Source organism: Ottowia beijingensis (assembly GCF_042680925.1).
Classification (GTDB): Bacteria; Pseudomonadota; Gammaproteobacteria; order Burkholderiales; family Burkholderiaceae_C; genus Ottowia; species Ottowia beijingensis.
This window is the reverse complement of the sequence record NZ_JBHUEP010000001.1, coordinates 288,272-305,174: the sequence shown is the minus strand read 5'-3', so window position 1 is coordinate 305,174 and position 16,903 is coordinate 288,272. Positions and strand designations below refer to the sequence as shown.

The following is a 16,903-nucleotide window of genomic DNA, read 5'->3' as shown; positions in this document are numbered from 1 at the left end:
AGAGCGCTCCTTCGCGGCACTCATGGAAATCGGTGCCCTGCCCTTCTCCGCTCCGGTTGGTTCTGCCCTGCCAGTAGTGAGCTTGCCGGCATCGGCGTCAGTTTTTCGACAATAGCCCGCCCACAAGCTTGGCCCCGCGCAGTGTTCGTGCTGTGCGGCGTTTCGGTCTGAACGTGAAGCTGATGCTGAGTGTCGCCATGACGGCAGGTGCCGGCAAGGCTGCCAAGGCACGGCCGCTCGTGGACGACGGCCACCTGTGCATCCAAGTCTTTCTGCTGGATGGTGTTTCTGCTCGACAGCGAGCCGGATTTTGCTTCGTGCCCCCTCATCGCGGGTGCGGCACTGCCCCACCGCGAGTCGACCGTCATCCTGCTGTGTGTCAGACGACCCCTCCCCCTCTGCCGCGTCGAGTGAACTGGCCCAGGGCTCATGCGTGGTGGCCGAGGACTGGCGGCCTCAGGCAGAGTTAGCCAGGACCCACGCCACGCGCCACCAGTTCACGCACTCGCTCATCACCCAGGTAGTGCGGACCGTCAAAAGCATAGATCGGCCATGCCTGGTAGGCGTCGATCTGGGGCAGGAATTCGTCCGCCGTGGCACTGCGGAACCCCCCGTTAGGGGCCGGGCGAAAGGCTTCCGCGATGACGCGCACGCGGGAGGGCCCCAGTCGGCGTGTCAGGTGCACAAGATAGTCGCGCGCCACCTCGGGGGTGCGCGCATGCACGCCCACGCCGTCTTGAAAGAATACGCCCACGTCGCGTGGCAACCAGCGTTCGATCCAGTCGGCCAGGGCGCCGGGACCCAGGTTGGCGCTGTCGTAGGCGCTGATCCACAGCGGGCGCGGCAGCTCGCGCAGCGCCTCGGCAAGCAACTCGGGGCCCGCCCAGGTAGGGTCGACCTCGGCGGGGAAATACCAGCCGCTGACCCGCAGCGGCAAGGGAGCTGCAGCCAGCGCCAGCGCGCGCGATTGCGCCGCCAGTTCTTTCAGCGACGCACGTGACCATGCTTCGTCGTGCAGGCCCGAGAGGCCCAGAATGACGTCGCGCGCCCAGGGTTCACTGGCGATCCGGTACCAGTCAGGCAAGTCCGGGCCAATCAGCGGAAGTCCTGCGCCTTCGACAAAGCTCTGACCATCCACGGCCGACCATTGGACCAGCAACCGTCTGACACCTAAGCGCTCCCATCCGCCACGGGGGCGCAGAGTCTGACGACTGAGTTGCCAGACGATGCCGTCGATACGGCGCGCGGCCGAACTTGGCTGACCAGCGCACGCTCCCGACGCTGTGACAGCGACAGCCGTGGCCAGCACCGTGCGACGTGTCAGGGCACGCGCCCTTCCTAGCGATTGTCGAGGCGACTGGGCGAGGTCCATGTGTAGCCCAGGGCCTCGAGGCCTGTCACGATCTCCTGCAGATCGCGCATGCCACGGCCGCCGGTGATTTCACCGATAAGGAATGGGTGAATGAAGAACGAGGCGAATCCATCGCGCACAACCCGAGCGTATTCGGCGTTGCGGACCACATCCTGTGCCGTGAGTTCCTCCTCGACGCCGAACTGGTAGTACTGAAGGTTGCCTAGGTTTTCCGGCAGCACGCGCAGACCGTAAATATCGCGCTCGATCACGTAGGGGAAGAACTGCCACAGCTCGAAGTCGGCACCCAGGCCTGGCGTGAGGTTGGGGGTGCCGGAGGTGTAATAGGTGTGGCGCTGGTAGGCAGTTTGGTAGACCTGTTCAACGGCTTGCAGGACGGACGGCGCACCATGGTAGTGAGGGGTTTCCCAGGCGACGGGCTGATACCCGAGATCGAGGAACTGACGCAACCCGGTGTTGACGCGATTGAGTGCCCAGGCCACTGAATCGCCCGCCATGGGGGCATTGCGCATCACGTCCCAGAACTCGTAGTCAAGGCCTGACCCCCCGGTGCCGGGAAAGCCGTTGCGATAGGTATCGGACTGATGGCTCAGGCCATGCTGCACAATTTCGCCGCCCCGCGCCAGCGCGTAATCCAGCGCCAAGCGCAGGGTGGTGGCCTCGGCCAACGGAATGTCCGTGGGCACGCCGTTGTTCTGCGAACCATAGGGATCCTTGTAATGCGGGATCGTGGCCATCGAAAACGGGATGCCGCGTGCATGGAGATAGTCGACGACCGGCTTGAAGTTGTCCGGATCAACCTTGGCATCAATATCCTCCAGGCGGATCATGGCCTGGTGCGACTCGGCATGGTCGACGCCGAGCATGTCGTGCAATAGATCGGCGAACACCAGATACCGGTCACGGGCATGGATGTAGTTGAATGGCAGATTCGGCGACGAACCAGAAGTTGTCCGATTGCAGGACATACGGCGCTGTGGCTCCAGTTGCTGGATTACCGATCACCGCATGCACCCGCGCCCGCGTGCGGTCGGTGACCTCGGTGATGAACACTTCCGGATCGGCAGCGATTTCCCCCTCATAGATGGTGGCACGCTTCTGAAACGAGAGGTTCTTGTAGTAGACGGTGCTGAAGAAGCTGGGCACGCTGCCGGCAGGGGTTGGCCCTGCGTCAAAGAAGCGGCTGCCCCAGGGAACGAAGCCCCAGCGTGACCTGGTGGAGAAACCGTCGAGCAGGTTCATCTGCTCCAGATTGCTGCGCAACCACACCACGCGCGCGTTGGTTCTGCTGACATCGCTCAGGAAGTTCGTGGGTACAGTCTGTCCGGTGGCCCAGCCGATATAGAACGTGGTGTGGTACTCGTTGACCGAGCCGTTGCGATACTGTTGGACGGGGATAGCCTGGACTTCGGCGTCGAAATGGCCCAGCAGGTTTTGCAGCATGATCCCGAAGCCGCGCCCGAGCCTGGCGTACTGGTTGTCCTCAGGTTCGTCGTACAAGATCAACACCCGCGGTCCGGCAGGAGGCGTGCGAACGGGCGCAGGAAGTGCCGCAACGGGCGCGCGTGGCACGGGCACATTGGTGCCGAAGGGAAAGACTGGCGGCGTCGCTCCGCCGCCCGGCCCAGCGGGTGGCTGGCTGTAGAAGGGGTCAGACCCACCGCCGCAGGCGGTGAGGGCAATAACCATGAGCAGGTATGCGTATCGAAGAAGGCGTTGAATCACGATGTGCTCTCCTGCGGCCCGACACCTATGGTCAGGCCGTCGTCATTGGCAAGAATCGGGTCGGTCAATACACCAGCGCAGCGCGCAGAAACCACCCCTTGCCGCGCTCGTCGCCCGCCAGCCGCCAGCGATGCTGCAGCGACAGGTCGAGGTAGGAGCGCGGTGCGTGGTATTTGTCTTCGCGGAACCAGTAACGGGCACCCAGACCGATGCCCGCGCCCGCCGCGCCGTTGTAGCCCGCAGCGGTACGCCACGAGTTGTAATCAACACCCAGCACTGCGTGCGGAAACAGCACCCAGCGTGCATCCGGATCGCCCATGCGGAAGCTGCGTCCTGCCTGAGCTTCGAACGTCAGGTAGTCCTGCTTGCGCCGCAGAAAGCGACCGGCCTCCACGTACACGTTCAATGTATTCCAGTGCGGCACGTCGACGCGCAGATCGGTGCCAAATCCGCCGGAATAACCGGCACGCACCAGCCAGTCGTTGTGCGAGAGGGAGCCGATCTTGATGCGTCGCTCGATCGCCAGCACCAGATTGTGATCTCTCAAGGGCTTGACCCGAAGCCCCAGCGCCCCTTGCATCGTTTCCGCACCTCTCGGCCCACCATCCTTGCTGTAAATGGTTTGCGCCAAGCCTCCGTACACCTCCCAGAAGCTGCCATCCCTGTAGCCCTGCGGCCGCCAGTACGCTTCGCCCACCAATTGAGCGATGTCGCTGTAAGCGCCAGGCTGCGCAGCCACCGAACCCGGCGACATGCCGCGGTAGCCGAGCAAAGCATTGACGCCCCACGTTCGCTCACGGTCAGCCAACTCTCTGCGTGTGGCGAATTTCTGTCGAGAGCTGAGTTGCAGACGCCCTGCTTCAGCTGCGTCAATGGCTTCACGAAAATAGAGCATGGATCGTTCGTTGTCGACCATGCGGGTGGCGGTATAGGCGGCATCCTGCAATGACGTACTGGGCAGCTTGCCTGCCGCATGCGCACGATTGAAGACATCCAACCCGGTGCGGTCGTCACCAACGCGTGTCGCCAGATAAGCCAGATCCGGATCCGTGCTCTGGCGCAGGGCCGGCGTCGATACAGCTTCGGCAAAAAGCGCTGCAGCCTCGTCGCGGCGCCCTTCCTGCAGCAGAAGATCCACCTCACTGGATAGCGACAATCGGCCGGCTTGCAAAGCGGCCCGCGCATCGGAAGATGCCGCCTCGGTCTGCCCAAGCTGTTGCCGCAAGCGGCTACGTAGAGCCAAGACCTCGGGCGCACTGGGGCGACTCTCAAGGTAGCGGTCAGCTTCCGTGATGGCTTGGGTCGTGTTGCCACCCGATATCAGGGCTTGCAGGCGCAGCAGGAGATAGGGTTGGTGCGCAGGGTTAAGCTGCATGGCCTGCCCCGCCTTCTCAGCTGCCTCCGCATAGTCACGCGATGCGTAAGCTCGATATGCAGCCTGCGCGATCTCGCTGGCGGGGTCTGCAGGATTGGGGCCTGGCCAGATTTCGCACCCAGGCGTATAGGCGGAACCGAAACAGTTCACCATGGGCAAGCGCAACGCCGCCGTGTACAGGGATGCAGGCGAAATCACACGCCTCAGCGCGGTGTCCACCTCGGCCTGGCGGGCAAGAACGCCCGGATCTGTCCCCGCGCCGAGCGGTGCGATCAAGACTTGCGCGCGCTCAGGTTGACCGGCCGCGAGCGCTGCGTCGGCGGCGATGATCCGATAGCTCTGTTGTTCGTGCTGCGTCAAGTGAGGCATGGTCAGCGCGGCATCGAATGCCTGTGCTGCCTCACCTGTGCGCCCTTGGGCCTGCAACGCGGCGGCGCGCAAAACACGCAGCGAAGCATGGTCCGCAACCGCCAATCCATCATTGGCCACCTGCTCGGCACGCGCGTACTGTTGACCTTCGAGCAGCAAGCCCAACAACTGCAGGCGGTGTGCAAGCACGTTGGGCATCTGCTCCAGTCCCTGCTGGGCACGCTGGACGGCCTCTACCAGATCGCCGCGGCTACGCGCCTGGCGCGCTTGGTCGAAATAACCCCAGGCACGGCGCTGCTGCAAGCTCTCGTGCAATGTTCGCCACGCGGGATCAGCCTGCAGATTCGCTTGCTGCTCGACCTGCGCCATGGTGGCTGCCGCCTCGACATCGTGACCATTCTCCAACAGCAGGTAAACCAGCAGGCGTTGGTACTCCACGTTATCTGGCGCCTGTTGCGCCGCAGTCCGCGCATGCTGAAGGGCTACCCTGGTCTCACCCCTGTCGACCGCTGCATAAGCCGCGGCGGCGGCTGCATAGCCCGGGACGGCCGGTGCGGTCTTCTGCACCAGACCGGTTCCATGCCGCTGTCGCGGCGTCGATGCCGGGCGCTGAGCCGGGCGCCGCGGTGTCGCACGAGACGGAACCGGAGAACTCGTTACATCAACCGACTTTGTCGGCGCCGCAGACTTCGGTGCAGCCGCTGGGGCTGTCTCGGTGACTGGAGCAGCCGCCGTGGGCTCGGAGGCCGGCGCGAGCGCCGGCACTGGAGGGACCGCCCGCTCCAGACCGCGCAAGGCTTCGATCAAGCGCCGATCCCCGGGGTTGCGCTTGACCTGCGATTTCAGCAATGCCTCGGCCTTCTGCGCCTCGCCATAGCGGCTGTAAGCGGTCGCCAGATGGAGTGCGATGACCGCACTTTGGGGCGCCAGTCGATGGGCCTGCTCCAACTCCGAAATGGCCCGCCGCCCATCGCCTCGAGACATGGCCTCGAAGGCTTTGTCGAGATGAGGATGGAGCTGAAAACGCTGGAACGGCGTGATCTCCGGACCCAGCTCCACAACCTGTGAGACGGCTGCAAGCGGCCCGAGTGCCAGCGTGAAGAGAACAATGTGAGAGGTACGCATCATCGATTGCCTATGCTGTGCCATGCGCCCGCTCCGGTTCAACTTGCCCGAGCAGATGGGACATCGTCACCTGCAATTGCTTCTGAAGCTGAAGCGCCTCATCCAGTCCCCCAGATGTCAGCACACCTTCGCGCACCAAAAATTCGCCGAGACTGGTTTCGGTTTTTTCTTGGCGCAGCAGCAACGCTCCCAGCGCGGCTGGGTCTATACTGCCGACAGCCATCAAGACATCCCCCAGCAGAAGCTGTCGAGAAACGTAGTGGCGCCATAACGACCTGGCGTTGTCGACCGATATCCGCTGCTCGCGCACAGCCGATTCGAGCAGTTCCTGCGCTGGTTCGGAACCATGACGAGCGTATAGCCGCCGCAACTCGACGGTGACCTGACCCTTTGGCACGATCACATAGCGAACCGGTCGTTTCAACTTGCGCCCGATCGCCGCCAAAGACACCGGATCGATGGTCGCCTCGCTGGCCAAGACCAAGGTACGCCCGTCCTCGCGAAGCGGCACGACGCCATATCGCAGCGCAATGGACGCTGGTACCTGTGCCGCCGCCTGCTCATCGAGTGGTCGTCCGTCCATCGATTCCCAGTCCACCTCGCCCTGAGTCGCCACAGCCGCCGCCAACTGATCGGCACTGATCACGCCTCGGTGAACGAGCGCGCTGCCCAAGCGCAGGCCGCGCGTGGGTCTCTCCAAGGCAGCTTGCAATTGCTCCTCCGTCAGCGCCCCTTGATCGACCAGTATCCGTCCCAGCGGGTGGCGCTGGCGCGGACCCTCTCCCAGCAAAGGAAAGTCGTGATCCGTCTTCACCCAGGCCATTCGGCGCAGATCCTTGGCACGCAGTGCCTGCGCTACCGCGCGCCAGTTGGCCAGGAAGTTCACGAAGTTGCCCCAGATCAACCGCAACACCGACAACAGCCCCTGCAATACACCGTAATAGCTGGTGACAAAGAAAATCCGCTGCAAGATGCGATTGAACATGAGCACCAGGTTGACGAGAAGCAGCAGCACGAACCACCGGTCACCCTCGAAGATCGAAAGGAACTTGTAGCTGTCCGGCACCCAACGCTGGTAAAGCCAAATGGCAATCAACTGCAGCGCCAGCAGCGTGGCCAGAAAGCTGGCGAAGTTCGTGATGGCACCCTTGCGGTCACGCCACAGGAAGTAGTTCAGCGGCGCGCTCTTGGTCCAGCGCAAAGTGCGGAAACCCTGGATCACGATGCCAGTGATCCAGCGGGATTTCTGGCGCACTGCCGCCGCCAGCGTATCGGGGAAATACTCCCGCACCGAAATCACGCTGGCCTCACGGGCACTGCGCCCCACACGTTTGGGCGTCTGATGGTCGGAGTGGTGACTGGTGTCGTCCACCGGGAAACGCACAAAGATCTCGCTCATACCCAACTGCTTGAGGCGGAACCCGATGTCGTAGTCCTCCGTCAAGCTCTGGGTATCAAAGGCAATGCCATCCCCCTGCGCCAGCAGCGCAGTGATGGCCCGTCGACTGAAGCAGGTTCCCACACCGGCGCTTGGCACTTGGCCAACCAGCGCCTCGCGCACCACGATATCCTTGCCGTGCAGTTCCGCGAACTCATCCAGATAATGGCCGCCGGTGAAATCCAGCAGCGGTCGCTCCAACGGATAGACGGGCAACTGGATCATGTCCTTTCGGTCGACCAGGAAGTTGAACAACCGCAACTCGAGCTTCGACAGCACGTCTTCTGCATCGTGCAAGATGAACCCGGCAAACTGAACGCCTGACCGCTGCTCGAACTGGAAAATCGCATCCACGATGTTGTTCAGGCAATCGGCCTTGCTGGTTGGCCCAGGTCGAGCACAAACCACGTTGTGAACATTGGGAAAGCGGCTGCGCACCTTTTCCACATCGGCAAAGGTCTCGGGGTCGTTGGGATAGGTTCCCACGAAGATGTGGTAGTTCTCGTAGTCCAGCGTGGTGGCTGCGAGCTCAGCCATCCGCCCGATGACACCATGCTCCTGCCATGCGGGCACCATGATGGCCAGTGGTTTCTCTTCGATGGCGTACAACGCGTTGGAGTCCATTCGCTGGTGGCGTGCATACACCGTGAGTGCGCGCCAAGCGCGCCTGACCCAGTAGGCGATGTCGATGAACAGGTCATCGACGCCACTGATGAAAATGACGATCGCGACCACGATCGCGATGGCTTTCAGTCCATAGAGATAGGCTGTAAAGACGTCAAGCCACGACATTGACCTGACCTTCCGGCTGATCGCAGGATGAATCTTCCCCGCACAGGGCGGACCCCAGCCGGTCGGCAATCTGCAGCCCGGCCGTGCCGTCGCCGAACGGGTTGCTGGGCGCCTGCATCCGCCTGTAGGCGACGTCATCGGTCATCAAACGGCGCACTGTTTTCAGGATCAGGTCACGATTCGTGCCGACCAGGAGCGCGCAGCCCGCGTCCAGAACTTCCGGCCGCTCCGTCTCTTCGCGCAGCACCAGTACCGGCACCTTGAACGTCGGCGCCTCTTCCTGCAAACCACCCGAATCGCTGAGCACCAGCCAGGCGTCGGCAAGGGCTTGCTGCATGGCGAGATAGTCAAGCGGCTCGGTAAGGCAAATATTGGCCAGCCCCCCCAGAAGGCGATGCACCGGCTCCTGGATGATCGGGTTCAGGTGCACCGGAAACAGCACCGGCAACGAGGGAAATTCCCGCGCAATGTCGGCGACAGCGGCACACGCGTGCTCCACGTCGGCTCCCCAGTTCTCCCGCCGATGCATCGTCACCAGCAGATGCCCCTTCCCGACAAGACGGCGTCGAATATCATGCTGTGCGCACGCCCACAACTGAGCATCGACCACCGTATTGCCCGTGACCATGATCTTCTGAGGCGACACTCCCTCCCTTTCCAGGGCTTTCGCAGCGCGCGAAGTCGGCGCGAAGTGAAAGCTGGCGATGCGGCCGATCATCTGGCGCAGACCTTCCTCGGGGAACGGTCGGTTCAGGTTGTAGGTTCGCAACCCCGCTTCGACGTGTGCGACAGGAATCTGGTGGTAAAACCCTGACAGTGCCCCCAGGAACGCACTCTCGGTATCGCCCTGAACGATCACGGCGGCCCAGGGTTTGCTGCGCAGCACGGCATCGAGTTGCACCCGGCAACCTGTGCTGAAGTCCAGAAGAGATTCCTCTTTCCGCTCCAGAACATGGTCGGGCTTGACGTTGAAGCATGCCAGCATCTGTACAGCCATGTCACCGTGCTGACCAGTGTGTACCCAACTCGGGCGGGCCCAACTAGACTCCCGCAACGCATGGTAGACGGACGCAAGCTTGATGATTTCGGGCCGCGTACCGCAGACGATCAGGATGGGAACCTTGCCGTCTGGAAGTGTGTGGAGGAATTCCCTCATCACAACACCTCGAAATCAGCCCAGGCTGAAGAAGGCCCCGAATCCTCGCTCGGTGGCGGGGCATCAAGGTCGACCACGAAGACGATCTCGCCGCCGAAGCGACCGACCCCCAGCAACCTCATCAGGGCCTGCTCCTGCTCAGGCGTCGCCATGCGCAAGAAGCAGATGGCCTGCTGCCTGCCTTCATGTACAGACGTCAGAATGTCCATTCGACGAACAGTACCGAACGGCGCACACATTTCCTGCAACGCGGTCCGAAGGGCAGCAATATCTGCGCATTTGCACAGTTCTGCGATGGATCTCATTGTTTTGCTCTCCCTGAAACGAGCACCGACACCAGTCGCTTGCTCTTATGAGCTGTTCCGACTGTACTCACTTGTGCACAACTCTCGAGTCGTTGCAATCAATGCGAGGGTGCATTCGTGATCTTTGTCACAATTCTCGAAGATTGGATCGATCCTTGGCTCGACCGCGCCGCAAAGGTCGTGCTTGCGCCCGTGTCACAATTTGCGACAGTCCGATTCGCAGTTCTTGGGATCTTGAATTCTCACCAGTCAACGTGAACAGCTCGCAACATCCCAGGCGCAGTGCCGAGGTCCCCCCGGTCTCAGGGGGCGGAACTGCGCCAACCGCGAGAAGGGAAGCCTCGCTGGACAACATCGCGCGACTGGTGCAGGAGTCGACTGCACTGGATGCAGCATTGATCTGCTTGCAACCTGGCGCGGGCACGGAGCCTCTCCGCTGGGGGGCCTGCGGGATCCCCATTGACGCGCAGGACCAAGACAGCGTCCTGGCCATGTGGACGAAGCTCATCTCGTCACCCGCGCCGACACTGGACGAACCCATTGCAGGACGGCGGATTTTGCAGCGTGCGGTGGCGCCGGTGCGCAATCGGGCTGGCGATCAACTGGGTTGGCTGATGGTTTTGAGCTTTTCTGACCCGGGGCCCCATCAAACCGCAGAAGCGCTGGTTCAGCGACTGGCCGCCCGCCTGAGCCACTGGATCGAACTCACGGAGGCGGTTGACCGGCACCCGAAGACGGAAGACGGCCATGCCGCCGATCAACTCGAGGCGCGCCTGCGCGGCGCCATGCGGGCCATGCAGATGGGCAGTTGGGTCTACAGCGTCGCACCGCGGCGGCTGGCCCTGAGCGCCGACGCGGCCATGATCCTCGGCCTGACGGCGCAACAGCCGCGCAATCTGGACGACCTTCTGCAATCCTTCACCGCCGAAACAGCCAAGGGGCTGCGCCGCGCGTTCGTGGCATGCATCCGCGACCGCATGCCCATCGACACCGAAGTGCGCTTCAGCTCACCCGACGCCACGGGCCGCTGGATGCGCTTCATTGGCGAGGCCAGCACCAGCAGCGCTGGCGAGGTGCTGGAAATACATGGCGCCGTGCAGGATGTCAGCACTCGCCGGCAGGCCCAGGAAGAAACCGTGCGCCTGGCCATGCGCCTGACGACGACGCTCGCCAGCATCAACGAGGCCTTCGTCACCCTCGACCGGCAAAGCCAGTTCATGTACGTCAACCGCGAAAGCGAGCAGCTGCTGGGTCACACCACGGGCGAACTGCTGGGAGAGCCGGTGCATCGCTGGCTCGTGGGGCAGACCCCGGGCTTGCTGCAGGAGGAGCTGGAAGGCGCGCTGGCGCGCAACGAGCGCACCGAGTTCGAAGACTTCTACCCCGCACTGAAAAAATGGATTGAAGTCCGGGCCCACCCTTATGCCGAAGGCTTGGCGGTGTACTTCCGCGACGTCACCGAGCGGCGCCTCGCGCAAGAGCAGCTGATGCTGCTGCAGACCGGCATCGCGCGACTGAACGACATCGTGCTCATCGTCGAGGCCGTGGGTGGCGATGCCGGCCAGACGCGGATCGCCTTCGTCAACGATGCCTTCGAGCGGCAGACCGGGTTTTCGCGCAAGGACGTGGTGGGCAAGGGGCTTGGCGTGCTGGCGCATGGCGTGGGCGCCGACACCCTGAGCGAACTCATCACCGGGCTGGCGCACCCCGACACCTTCACCGTGCGCCGACGCGAGATGCTGCTGCAGCACCGCGACGGCTCCACCTACTGGATGGACCTGGACGCGGTGCCCGTGCGCGCTTCCGACGGCCAGATCACCCACTGGGTGGCGGTGGGCCGCGACGTGACCGCGCGCAAACAAGCCGACGAAAAAATCCACCACCTGGCGTTCTTCGACCCGCTGACCGAGCTGCCCAACCGGCTGCTGCTGATCGAGCGCCTGGAAGCCGCCCTGGCCGAGAGCGAGCGCACCGGCCAGTCCGGAGCGCTGATGTTCATCGACCTGGACAACTTCAAGGTGCTGAACGACACCATGGGCCATTCGCGCGGCGACCTGCTGCTGCAGCGCGTGGCCGAGCGCCTGCAGCGCAGCGTGCGCAAGGCCGATACCGTGGCGCGCATCGGGGGCGACGAGTTCGTGGTCATGCTGCAGGGCCTCGGCACCGATCCGCACAGCGCGGCCCTCAAGACCAAGACGGTGGCCACCAAGGTGCTGGCACGCATGAGCGAGCCGTTCGACCTGGGCGACTACCAGCACTACAGCACCGTCAGCATCGGCGTCACCGGCTTCGGCGCCCAGCCGACCGGCGTGAGCGAACTGCTCAAGCAGGCTGATCTGGCCATGTACCAGGCCAAGAGCGCGGGGCGCGACACCATCGCCTTCTTCGATCCGGCGATGCAGGCGGCCGTCAGTGCCAGCGCGGCCCTGGGCGCCGATGTGCGCGCGGCCCTGCAGGCCGGCGACCAGTTCAGCGTGCACTACCAGCCGCTGTTCAACCAGCAGCGCTGCGTCACCGGTGTCGAGGCCCTGCTGCGCTGGCGCCATCCGGCGCGCGGCGCGGTCAGCCCGGCCGAATTCATTCCCATCGCCGAAGACACCGGACTGATCCTGCCGCTGGGCCACTGGGTGCTGGAGCAGGCCTGCGCCCAGCTGGCGGCGTGGGCGGAACGACCGGAGACGGCGCAGCTCAGCATCGCGGTCAACGTCAGCGTGCGCCAGTTCCGGCACCCCGAGTTCGTCGACCAGGTGATCGCAGCCATCCGGCGCCACCGCGTGGCGCCCCGCCTGCTGAAGCTGGAGCTGACGGAAAGCCTGCTGGCCGACCGCATGGAGATCACGCTGGAGAAGATGGACACGCTCAAGCAGCTCGGCGTGACGCTGTCGCTGGACGACTTCGGCACGGGCTACTCCTCGCTGGCCTACCTCAAGCGCCTGCCGCTGGACCAGCTGAAGATCGACAAGGGCTTCGTGGCCGATGTGCTGACCGACCCCAGCGATGCCGCCATCGCCCGCGCCATCATCGAGCTGGCGCACAGCCAGGGCTTGTCGGTGATTGCGGAAGGCGTCGCGACCGAAGAGCAGCACCGCTTCCTGGTCGATCACGGGTGCGATCTGTTCCAGGGCTTTCTGCTGGCCAAGCCGATGTCGATCGGCGCGCTCGAAGAATTCATGGATCAGCACCGCGACACAGCCACCGCGCCGTTGCACGAATGAGCTCGGCGCCGTCATCGCGCCGACTGAACCCCCGGGACCTCAACCCAGCGTCATCAGGCTCGCGTTGCCACCAGCGGCGGCCGTGTTGATGCTCAGGGCGCGCTCGACCACCAGGCGCTCCAGCGGCACGTCGGCCTGGCCGGGTGGCAGCGCCGCCAGCCTGACGATGGGGCCGGCACGCCCCGCCAGCAGCTGCGCGATTTCACGCGTCCGCGCCTCATCGCCATGCAGCAGCACGGCGTCGACTGCGGCCGTGTCGCTGCGCCAGTCGGCCGCCACGGCGACCTGCGCCAGCACCTCCACCGGCAGCCGCGCCCAATCGGCCTGCGCACTGGCCGGCCACACCGCCTGGCCACCGACGGCCAGCACGGCAGCGGTCTGCAGCAGGCGATCGGCGCCGTTCGCGGCCAGACACAGCACGCGGGCGCAGGGCGCCAGGGTGTAGAGGTTGCGTTCGCCGGTCGGGCCGTGCAGCACGCGTGCCGGCCCACCCGGGTTGAGTTCGGCAAAGCGCTGGCAGGCAGCGATCAGCGCGTCGTCGCGCTGGGTCCGTGCCCAACCCAGCAGCGCGTCGAAGGCGGGCGAAGACCCCGTCGGCTCCCGGTCCGCGTCGCCTGCCGCACGGACAGCCTGCCGCGCCGCGGCGGCCGGCCGTGCGGACAGCAGTCGCAGCAGGTACAGCGGCCCGCCCGCCTTCGGGCCCGTGCCCGACAAGCCATCGCCCCCGAAGGGCTGCACACCCACTACCGCACCCACCATGTTGCGGTTGACGTACAGGTTGCCCACCTGGAGGCGCCGCGTGACGCGCGCAATGGTCTCGTCGATGCGCGTGTGCACGCCCCCGGTCAGGCCGTAGCCGGCGGAGTTGATCTGGTCGATCAGCGCATCCAGCCCGGCGCGGCGATAGCGCAGCACATGCAGCACCGGGCCAAAGACTTCGCGCTCCAGCTGATCCAGCCGGTCGATCTCGATCAGCGTCGGGGCGATGAAGGTGCCGTGCACCTGCGCCTCGCGCAGACCGCGCGTGGCCTGGTGCACGGCCTGGCCGCTGGCGCGCAGGGCGTCGATGTGGCGCTGGATGCCGGCCTGCGCGGCGGCGTCGATCACCGGGCCGATGTCGGGGGACAGCGCCGCCGGGTGGCCGATGGTCGCCTCGTCCATGGCGCCTTTCAGCATGGCGACGATGCGGTCGGCGACGTCGGCCTGCAGGCACAGCACGCGCAATGCCGAGCAGCGCTGCCCGGCCGAGTCGAAGGCGGACGCCATCACGTCCTGCACCACCTGCTCGGCCAGCGCGGACGAATCGACGATGAGCGCGTTCTGCCCGCCGGTCTCGGCGATCAGCGGCACCGGCTGGCCGTCGGGGCTCAGGCGCGCAGCCAGCGCGGCCTGGATGTTGCGCGCGACCTCGGTGGAGCCGGTGAACAGCACGCCGCGCGTGCGCGCATCGGCCACCAGCGACGCGCCCACGGTCGCGCCATCGCCCGGCAGCAGCTGCAGCGCACCGTGCGGCACGCCGGCGGCGTGCAGGTGGCGCACGGACTCGGCGGCAATCAGCGGCGTCTGCTCGGCCGGCTTGGCCAGCACCACGTTGCCGGCGGCCAGCGCGGCAGCGACCTGGCCGGTGAAGATGGCGAGCGGGAAGTTCCACGGACTGATGCACGCCACGGGGCCCAGCGGCACGTGTGTGGCGTTGTCGAACTGCGTGCGCGCCTGGGCGGCGTAGTAGCGTAGGAAGTCGATGGCCTCGCGCACCTCCGACACGGCATTGGCCCAGGTCTTGCCGGCTTCGCGCACCAGCAGGCCCATGAGGCGCGGCATGTCGGCCTGCAGCGCATCGGCCGCGTGTTCGAGCGCGGCGGCGCGCGCGGACGGCGGCGTGGCGGCCCAGGCGGGGGCGGCGGCTTCGGCAATCGTCAGCGCGTGCTCGACATCCGCGACGGTGGCGGGGCGCACGTGGCCGACGATGTCGCGCCGGTCGGCGGGGTTGCGGATGGGGGATGCTCCCTCGCCCAATTGGGGAGAGGGTTGGGGTGAGGGGCCGGCGGTGGCAGGACGTGAAGCGGTTGGCCCCCACCCCAGCCCTCCCCCAGCGGGGGAGGGGGAAGAGCCCTCACCCCGGCCCTCTCCCGCCAGCGGGAGAGGGAGTGGATTCGGCATCGAATCGGGCGTCAGCGCTTGCTGGACGGGCGCAGACAGCAATGATTTCGATAGCGCCACCAGCGTCTGCTCATCCGCCAGATCCATCCCCGCCGAATTGCGCCGCGCCGCGCCGTACAGCGCGCCCGGCAGCGGGATGCGCGGATGCGGCGCGCCGACGGGCTGCTCGCGCTCGACCAGCGCCACCGGGTCTTCGATGAGCGCTTCAAGCGGCACCGCGTTGTCCGCGATACGGTTGACGAACGACGTATTCGCCCCGTTCTCCAGCAGCCGCCGCACCAGGTAGGCCAGCAGCGTCTCGTGCGTGCCCACCGGGGCGTAGATGCGGCACGGGCGCTGCACACCGAGCGCGCCACGCACGATCTGCTCGTACAGCGGCTCGCCCATGCCGTGCAGGCACTGGAACTCGTATTGCCCCGGCCGCCAGTCGGCCGTCCCGGCCATCTGCACGATGGCGGCCACGCTGTGCGCGTTGTGGGTGGCGAACTGCGGGTACACCGCATCCGGCGCCGCCAGCAACTGGCGTGCACAGGCCAAGTAGCTCACGTCGCTGTGCGCCTTGCGGGTGTAGACGGGGTAGTCGCTCTGCCCATCCACCTGCGCGCGCTTGATCTCGCTGTCCCAATAGGCGCCCTTCACCAGCCGCACCATCAGCCGGTGGCCGCTGCGGCGCGCCAGGTCGACCAGCCAGTCGATCACCGCCGGGCAGCGCTTCTGGTACGCCTGAATGACGAAGCCGATGCCGTGCCAGCCGGCCAACGCAGGCTCGTGGCACAGCCGCTCCAGCAGGTCCAGCGACAGCTCCAGCCGCTCGGCCTCCTCGGCGTCGATGTTCAGGCCGATGCCGTGCCCGCGCGCGCGCTCGGCAAGCTGCCGCAGGCGCGGGTACAGCTCGGCCAGCACGCGGCCTTTCTGCGCACGGCTGTAGCGCGGGTGCAGCGCCGACAGCTTGATCGAGATGCCGGGCCCGTCGATCAGCCCGCGCCCGCCGGCCGCGCGGCCAATGGCGTCGATGGCCTGCTCGTAGGCCGCCAGGTAGCGCGCTGCGTCGGCGGCCGTCAGCGCCGCCTCGCCCAGCATGTCGTACGAAAAGCGGAAGCCCTCGGCCTCGCGCGGGCGGGCGTTGCGCAGGGCTTCGTCGATGGTCTCGCCGGTCACGAACTGCTCGCCCATCAGGCGCATCGCGCGGTCCACGCCGGTGCGGATCAGCGGCTCGCCGCCCTTGCCGATGAGGCGCGTGAGCGACTGTCCCAGCGTGGCCTCGCTGTGCGTGGCCACCAGCCGGCCGGTGATCAGCAGCCCCCACGCGGCGGCGTTGACGAACAGCGACGGACTTTGGCCCAGGTGCGCCTGCCAATCGCCGCGCGCCACCTTGTCGCGGATCAGCGCGTCGCGCGTGGCCGCATCGGGAATGCGCAGCAGCGCCTCGGCCAGGCACATCAGCGCCACCCCTTCCTGCGACGACAGCGCGAACTCCTGCAGCAGCCCCTGCACGATGCCGGCGCGCCCACCCTCGCGCCGGCGCGCGCGCAGCGTGCTGGCCAGCCGGTGCGCCAGCGCGTGCGTGGCGGCGGCCTGCTCGGGCGGCAGGCGCGCGGCGCCCAGCAGCGGGGCCAGCGCTTCGGCTTCAGGCACGCGCGTGGCGGCGGTGATGGCGGCGCGCAGCGGCTGTTGCGGCGCGATCTCGGCGTGCAGGGCGGCGAAGGGGTCGGTGGCGGTCATGGCGGCATCCAGGGGGTGTGGGAGCGGCCTTGGCCGCGATGGCAGCCCGTCATCGCACGAGGCGCTGATCGCGGCCGAGGCCGCTCCCACAGGGGAGAACATGCCGCCATTGTTCGATGCTCTCCACCGAATAAATCACCAACATGGGC

At 65.8% G+C, this 16,903-nt stretch carries 9 protein-coding genes; 1 reads left to right on the top strand and 8 read right to left on the bottom strand.

The genetic code is table 11. The annotated features are described in order from the left end of the window. Positions 1-466: 466 nt before the first annotated feature. The 7 genes from ACFSCU_RS01425 to ACFSCU_RS01395 form a co-directional block, all read right to left on the bottom strand. Positions 467-1,372: an alpha-amylase family protein gene (locus ACFSCU_RS01425; RefSeq protein WP_377559652.1), complete on the bottom strand. Its 906-nt coding sequence runs from the start codon at positions 1,370-1,372 to the stop codon at positions 467-469. Next, complete coding sequence (locus ACFSCU_RS01420; RefSeq protein WP_377559649.1) at positions 1,339-2,238, bottom strand: DUF2334 domain-containing protein; 900 nt, start codon at positions 2,236-2,238, stop codon at positions 1,339-1,341. Before ACFSCU_RS01420 ends, ACFSCU_RS01425 begins: the two co-directional genes overlap by 34 nt. Positions 2,239-2,272: 34 nt before the next feature. After that, on the bottom strand, positions 2,273-3,097 hold the full coding sequence (locus ACFSCU_RS01415; protein WP_377559646.1) for a hypothetical protein: 825 nt from the start codon (positions 3,095-3,097) through the stop codon (positions 2,273-2,275). 64 nt (positions 3,098-3,161) lie between these two features. Continuing rightward, entirely contained in the window at positions 3,162-5,966 is a 2,805-nt protein-coding gene (locus ACFSCU_RS01410) for an NfrA family protein (RefSeq protein WP_377559645.1), read from the bottom strand. Positions 5,967-5,976: 10 nt separating this feature from the next. Then, entirely contained in the window at positions 5,977-8,196 is a 2,220-nt protein-coding gene (nfrB, locus tag ACFSCU_RS01405; protein WP_377559643.1) for a cyclic di-3',5'-guanylate-activated glycosyltransferase NfrB, read from the bottom strand. Next, the gene (gene wecB, locus ACFSCU_RS01400; protein ID WP_377559641.1) at positions 8,183-9,352 is read right to left on the bottom strand and encodes a non-hydrolyzing UDP-N-acetylglucosamine 2-epimerase; all 1,170 of its coding nucleotides are present in this window, start codon (positions 9,350-9,352) and stop codon (positions 8,183-8,185) included. The genes nfrB and wecB overlap by 14 nt, the downstream gene beginning before the upstream one ends. Next, positions 9,352-9,657: an RNA recognition motif domain-containing protein gene (locus ACFSCU_RS01395; protein WP_377559639.1), complete on the bottom strand. Its 306-nt coding sequence runs from the start codon at positions 9,655-9,657 to the stop codon at positions 9,352-9,354. Before ACFSCU_RS01395 ends, wecB begins: the two co-directional genes overlap by 1 nt. A gap of 620 nt (positions 9,658-10,277) precedes the next feature. On the opposite strand from ACFSCU_RS01395, the gene ACFSCU_RS01390 reads away from it, so the two are divergent. After that, on the top strand, positions 10,278-12,872 hold the full coding sequence (locus tag ACFSCU_RS01390; RefSeq protein ID WP_377559637.1) for a sensor domain-containing protein: 2,595 nt from the start codon (positions 10,278-10,280) through the stop codon (positions 12,870-12,872). Between the two features lie 39 nt (positions 12,873-12,911). On the opposite strand, the gene putA is transcribed toward ACFSCU_RS01390, so the two are convergent. Next, positions 12,912-16,754 (bottom strand): bifunctional proline dehydrogenase/L-glutamate gamma-semialdehyde dehydrogenase PutA, encoded by a 3,843-nt coding sequence (gene putA, locus ACFSCU_RS01385; protein WP_377559635.1) that lies wholly within the window; start codon positions 16,752-16,754, stop codon positions 12,912-12,914. Between the last annotated feature and the right edge of the window lie 149 nt (positions 16,755-16,903).